At 48.7% G+C, this 4,220-nt stretch carries 3 protein-coding genes; all 3 read left to right on the forward strand.

All coding sequences use genetic code 11. The features are described 5' to 3' along the window. The first annotated feature begins 220 nt into the window (after window positions 1-220). The gene (locus tag QHT84_RS14075) at window positions 221-1,624 is read left to right on the forward strand and encodes a T9SS type A sorting domain-containing protein (protein ID WP_283240211.1); all 1,404 of its coding nucleotides are present in this window, start codon (window positions 221-223) and stop codon (window positions 1,622-1,624) included. Window positions 1,625-1,655: 31 nt separating this feature from the next. Next, window positions 1,656-3,053: a T9SS type A sorting domain-containing protein gene (locus QHT84_RS14080; RefSeq protein WP_283240212.1), complete on the forward strand. Its 1,398-nt coding sequence runs from the start codon at window positions 1,656-1,658 to the stop codon at window positions 3,051-3,053. A 31-nt stretch (window positions 3,054-3,084) separates the two neighbouring features. Then, window positions 3,085-4,220 (forward strand): RCC1 domain-containing protein (locus QHT84_RS14085; protein WP_407649254.1); only part of this gene is annotated, 1,136 nt, incomplete at its 3' end.

Genomic DNA, 4,220 nt, shown 5'->3' on the forward strand with positions numbered 1-4,220 from the left:
CAGGCTGCCCTTCCTCTAGTCTTACCTAAAGGGATGTATCTTTTGGTATTGCATGCTCATGGCAAGGTGGTGGTTAGTGAGCGGTTTGTGAAGGAGTGATACCACCCCATCTCGTCCTGCACCACCCCGTCTCGTCCGTAGGACGAGACACCCCTCCTAATTTAGGAGGGGAGCTTTAATGAATTTAAAGCACAAAAATGATGGAGAACTTTATAAAAATATGAAAAAACAACTACTCTTATTAGGATTTTTAGGTTATGCCCTCGGCATTAACGCCCAATGTTTTAGTGATATTAGCTCGGGGAATTATTTTAACTTCGGAATAAAACCCAATGGTACTTTATGGGGATGGGGGTCCAATATGGCTGCTGGACAGTTAGGTGACGGCACCCAAACTGATAAATGGACCCCAACACAAATAACTGCAACGGCTGATTGGCAAAAAGTAGTTTGTGGTCCTTATGATACTTTTGCTATCAAAACTAATGGGACACTGTGGTGCACCGGGGATAATTCAACCGGACAATTGGGCATAGGAAGCACTGTGAGCTATCTTAACACTTTTACTCAAATGGGAACCGATACCAATTGGACCCAAGTATCTGCCAGTAATGGGTTTACCATCGCCCTTAAAACCAATGGAACCTTATGGGGCTGGGGACAAAATGACAGCTACCAGATGGGTGACGGCACTTGTTGCAGTAACCGCTTATCGCCGGGACAAATTGGTACTGATACTGATTGGTCGCTCATTCAAACTTCCGGTACAATTAGAACTGGTTTGGCACTAAAAAGCAATGGGACCTTATGGGGCTGGGGTGGTAATAGTACCGGATTGGTCGGCCCCTCGAATGTAGGCTCACGACAATATCCTACTCAGTTGCGCCCGGAAACCGATTGGGCCACCATCAGTGCCGGTAATGGTCACGCCTTAGCCCTGAAAACTAACGGTACTTTATGGGGCTGGGGTGCCGGGAATTACGGACAAGCCGGGGATCCCTTTCCTACCATTTATTTTAGAGATACCCCCGTACAAGTAGGGACCAATACCAACTGGGTGTATATTGGTACCGGACACAGCACCTCCTATGGGATACAGAGTGACGGCACCCTGTGGGGCTGGGGACGTAATGATACCGGACAAGTGGGTGACGGTACCACCACGAATCGAACACAGCCCGTGCAAATAGGTACCGATACCGACTGGGTAAGAGTTACCGGTGGCTGGTTTCACGGTATGGCTCAAAAGGCCAATGGTGCCATTTATACCTGGGGGTCGAATGACTTTGGCCAACTGGGTAATGGCGGAACGACAGCCGTGAGTTTGCCTACTGCCATCACCGTGCCGGGGTGTACGCTGGGTACTGAGGATTTTGAAGAAGTAAAAATGGTCATCTCCCCTAACCCGGTGGGTGAGACTTTGCAGTTTGCGTATCGTGGCAATGCGGTGGTGGATGGGTTGAAAATATATGATATGACGGGTAAAGTAGTGTATAGCAGTAACCCGGTAGCGAGTAGCCAGTTGCAGGCTACATTGCCCCTAGTTTTGCCCAAAGGGATTTACCTGCTGGTATTGCATGCCAGTGGTAAGGTGGTGGTTAGCGAAAAATTTGTCAAAGAATAAATATTTCTCAAGATAAAAGGAAACACAATTGATGAAAAAACAACTACTCTTATTAGGATTTTTAGGCTATGCCCTTGGCATTAACGCCCAATGTTTTAGCAGTATCAGTTCAGGGAATTATTTTAATTTAGGCCTTAAACCCAATGGTACGCTCTGGGGCTGGGGCTCTTCTGTTTTCGGACAAATGGGCAATGGAAGCGAGGCTGATTTTTACAATCCGACACAACTTAATACTGCTACCGATTGGCAACAAGCAGTTTGCGGGCCATATAATACTTTTGTCATTAAAACAAACGGCAGCCTCTGGTGTTCTGGCGATAATTCTACCGGGCAATTGGGTATAGGAAGCACCATAAACTATATTAATACTTTTGCTCAGGTTGGTACAACAACCGATTGGACACAAGTATCTGCCAGTAACGGGTTTACCATCGCCCTTAAAACCAATGGAACCCTATGGGGCTGGGGGCAAAACGACACTTATCAGATGGGTGACGGTACTTGTTGCAGTAACCGCTTATCGCCGGGACAAATAGGCACCGATACTGATTGGGTGCTCATTCAAACTGCAAACTTAAGAACAGCCTTAGCCTTAAAAAATAATGGAACCTTATGGGGATGGGGATTGAACTCAACCGGGCTTGTAGGCCCCTCGAATGTAGGCTCACGGCAATACCCTACCCAATTGCGCCCGGAAACCGATTGGGCCACCATCAGTGCCGGTAATGGTCATGCCTTAGCCCTGAAAACTAACGGTACTTTATGGGGCTGGGGTGCCGGTGGACAAGGCCAGGCGGGAGATACTTTTCCCGCGGCTTACTTTAGGGACACCCCCGTACAAGTAGGCACCAATACCAACTGGGTGTATATCGGTACCGGGTATAGTACTTCATACGGCATACAAAGTGACGGTACCCTGTGGGGCTGGGGGCGTAATGATACCAACCAAGTGGGTGACGGTACCACCACGAATCGAACACAGCCCGTGCAAATAGGCACCGATACCGACTGGATAAGAGTAACCGGCGGATTTAATCACGGTATGGCTCAAAAGGCCAATGGTGCTATTTATACCTGGGGGTCGAATGACTTTGGCCAACTGGGTAATGGCGGAACGACAGCCGTGAGTTTGCCTACTGCCATCACCGTGCCGGGGTGTACGCTGGGTACTGAGGATTTTGAAGAAGTAAAAATGGTCATCTCCCCTAACCCGGTGGGTGAGACTTTGCAGTTTGCGTATCGTGGCAATGCGGTGGTGAATGGGTTGAAAATATATGACATGACGGGTAAAGTAGTGTATCGCAGTAACCCGGTAGCGGGTAGCCGGTTGCAGGCTGCCCTTCCTCTAGTCTTACCCAAAGGGATGTATCTTTTGGTATTGCATGCTCATGGCAAGGTGGTGGTTAGCGAAAAATTTGTCAAAGAATAAATATTTCTCAAGATAAAAGGAAACACAATTGATGAAAAAACAACTACTCTTATTAGGATTTTTAGGCTATGCCCTTGGCATTAACGCCCAATGTTTTAGTGATATTAGCTCGGGGAATTATTTTAACTTCGGAATAAAACCCAATGGTACTTTATGGGGATGGGGGTCCAATATGGCTGCCGGACAGTTAGGTGATGGCACCCAAACTGATAAATGGACCCCAACACAAATAACAGCAACAGCTGATTGGCAAAAAGTAGTTTGTGGTCCTTATGATACTTTTGCTATCAAAACTAATGGGACTATGTGGTGCACCGGGGATAACTCAACCGGGCAATTGGGTATAGGAAGCACTGTGAGCTATCTTAACACTTTTACCCAAATGGGAACTGATACCAATTGGACCCAAGTTTCTGCCAGTAACGGGTTTACCATCGCTCTTAAGTCCAACGGAACCCTATGGGGCTGGGGACAAAATGACAGCTATCAGATGGGTAATGGCACTTGTTGCAGCAACCGCTTGTCTCCGGGACAAATAGGTACCGATACAGACTGGTCAATAATAGAGACCGCTGGAATTGTTCGCACCGCTTTAGCCATAAAAAGCAATGGTACCCTATGGGGCTGGGGCGGTAATAGTACCGGATTGGTCGGCCCTTCGAATGTAGGCTCACGACAATACCCCACCCAGTTGCGCCCGGAAACCGATTGGGCCACCATCAGTGCCGGTTATGGCCATGCGTTGGCCCTGAAAACCAACGGAACTCTGTGGGGCTGGGGTGCAGGTGGCCAAGGTCAGGCCGGAGATACTTTTCCGGCAGCTTACTTTAGAGATACCCCGGTGCAAGTAGGCACCAATACCAACTGGGTCTATATCGGTACCGGGTACAGTACCTCCTATGGGATACAGAGTGACGGCACCCTGTGGGGCTGGGGGCGTAATGATACCGGACAAGTGGGTGACGGTACCACCACGAATCGAACACAGCCCGTGCAGATAGGTACCGATACCGACTGGGTAAGAGTAACCGGCGGATGGTTTCACGGCATAGCCCAAAAGGCTAATGGTGCCATTTATACCTGGGGGTCAAATGACTTTGGCCAACTGGGTAATGGCGGAACGACAGCCGTGAGTGAGCCTACCGCTATCACCGTGCCGGGGTGTAC

This window comes from Flavobacterium sedimenticola, assembly GCF_030053345.1.
Classification (GTDB): domain Bacteria; phylum Bacteroidota; class Bacteroidia; order Flavobacteriales; family Flavobacteriaceae; genus Flavobacterium; species Flavobacterium sedimenticola.